Annotated in this window: 3 protein-coding genes; 1 reads left to right on the top strand and 2 read right to left on the bottom strand. The window is 73.6% G+C overall.

From position 1 onward, the window contains the following. A partial coding sequence (locus GVV75_RS10045) for a hypothetical protein (RefSeq protein WP_201288273.1) occupies positions 1-443 on the top strand: 443 nt, incomplete at its 5' end. Positions 444-529: 86 nt separating this feature from the next. On the opposite strand, the gene GVV75_RS10040 is transcribed toward GVV75_RS10045, so the two are convergent. Together GVV75_RS10040 and GVV75_RS10035 are read right to left on the bottom strand one after the other, a co-directional pair. Beyond that, entirely contained in the window at positions 530-979 is a 450-nt protein-coding gene (locus GVV75_RS10040) for a DUF4913 domain-containing protein (protein ID WP_159524667.1), read from the bottom strand. 22 nt (positions 980-1,001) lie between these two features. After that, the coding region (locus tag GVV75_RS10035) for a hypothetical protein (RefSeq protein ID WP_201288272.1) at positions 1,002-1,525 on the bottom strand (524 nt) is incomplete at its 5' end.

The raw sequence follows: 1,525 nt of genomic DNA, 5'->3' as shown, positions 1-1,525 counted from the left end.
TGGCCGGCCGCACCTGGGACCTGGGCGAGCTCCACGACAAACTCAACACCCCCCTGCTGCGCGCCGCCGCCACCCAGCCCGACCCCACCCCCGACCACGGCCCCCAGAACACCCAGGAGACCGCCCAGAAGCCTGAGTCAGCCGATGAGGCCACCGCGCCCCACCAGGAGGGCACGACGGAGCCCGTCGAGGGCCCCGCGGCGATGGCTGATCCGGACCCCGCCCGAGCAGTGCCCTGGGACTCCCTGGAAGCCCGGGGACAGTGGGCCCAGGGCCTGCGCGAGCGGGGCCTAGGAGAGGAGACGATCAGGGCCGCCATGACCGGCGACCTGGCCGTCAGCCAGCCCTCAGGCGAGGTGCGCCCCTCCGCCCATGCCCCCGTGGCCGGGGCCATGCCCGCCCCACAGCTGGCCCAGAAGCGCTCCCAGGCCCTCACCATGTGAGCCCACCTCGGAGAAGAGGCAACGCGCCCCCGACCATAGAGTTGGGGGCGCGTCTTCTTGACGGCTTCTTGACAGCGCGGGGGGGGCTACTGGCGGGCACCGAACACGCCCTCGGGCATGGCGGCGGTCGGCAGCCCCCGGACCTCGTCATCGTTGAACGGGTGCGAGTTGTGCCCGCGCCCGTTGAGCACGCAATGGGGCTTGCAGCGACAGAAGGGCCCGTTGGCCGAGCACAGCCGGTCCATCAGGGGGTAGGAGTACTGCAGCAGCCACCTCATCCGGGCCTCGGCGTCCGAGACGTGGGTCTGCTCCCAGGCGTGCCACAGGCATGTCAGGGCGTAAACGGCCTCGGGGTGGTTCCACCACTGGTCGCACCACCGGTGCGAATCGGTGATGACGCGGTCCCAGAGGCTGCTCGCCACGTGCTCGACGAACGCCTCAAGCGTGGGGAACACGGGCTCAAGCCCGCCGGGGGCCTCGTCCCGCCCTGCCTGGGCGCTGGCGCGCCCCTTCTTCTCACCGGTGTCTTCACTCATACCCCCATCGTGCCGCGTGCGATCACAGCGCGCGCCCGGGCCGCTGGGGGCGCACCTGAGGCGGCACCGGTGGTGCTGGCTGGCCGGGCTGCTGCGTGATGGCCCGCCCGGCTCGGGCGGGCCCGCCGGGCTGGGCGAGCTCGTAGATAGCGCGGATCCGGTCGGCCTGCTGCGGGCTCATCGCCGCACCCTGGGCGTCCTGGGGGTCCTCAGCGGGGGCCCGGCCGGCCTCCTGGCTGCGTTGGGCCCCGCGCCAGGACGGCGGGCGCCGACCGGCTCCGGGCACCAGTGGGCGCGCCCCGAGCAGGTCGATGAAGCGGCGCACGCTGTCCAAGCGCGCGTCCTCGATCGCGCCCTCCTGGGAGGCCCGCGGGGCGCCTTCTCGTAGCGTCGTCGTGTCCTGGCGGCTCTCGGCTTCCGTGGGCTCCTCCTGGGTGTTCTGGGGGCCGTGGTCGGGGGTGGGGTCGGGCTGGGTGGCGGCGGCGCGCAGCAGGGGGGTGTTGAGTTTGTCGTGGAGCTCGCCCAGGTCCCAGGTGCGGCCGGCCA

The organism is Actinomyces sp. zg328, from assembly GCF_009829635.1.
Taxonomy (GTDB): domain Bacteria; phylum Actinomycetota; class Actinomycetes; order Actinomycetales; family Actinomycetaceae; genus Actinomyces; species Actinomyces marmotae.
Note: the sequence above shows the minus strand (reverse complement) of the source record. Positions and strands in the feature narration are given on the sequence as shown.